The following is a 325-nucleotide window of genomic DNA, read 5'->3' as shown; positions in this document are numbered from 1 at the left end:
CCGATAGGCCCAAGGGGATTAACGGGTCCAACAGGTCCAACAGGAGCGACAGGTTCCACTGGTTCGACAGGTCCAACGGGAGCCATAGGTCCAAGGGGATTAACAGGTCCGACGGGTTCCACTGGAGTTACTGGTCCAACAGGTCCGAGTGGTCCGATAGGTCCAAGGGGATTAACGGGTCCAACAGGTCCAACAGGAGCGACAGGAAGAACTGGTCCCACTGGCCCAACGGGAGCGATAGGTCCAAGAGGACTAACAGGTCCAACAGGTTCCACTGGAGTTACTGGTCCAACAGGTCCGAGTGGTCCGATAGGCCCAAGGGGAT

General features: G+C 57.8%; 1 pseudogene. It reads left to right on the top strand.

Features of this window, described 5'->3' with window-relative positions:
* Window positions 1–325: pseudogene (locus AC5WOC_RS21215) on the top strand (exosporium leader peptide-containing protein); the annotation flags it as partial.

Source organism: Shimazuella sp. NTD247 (assembly GCF_059510415.1).
The sequence above is the reverse complement of the archived record's forward strand: the minus strand, read 5'-3'. Positions and strand labels throughout refer to the sequence as shown.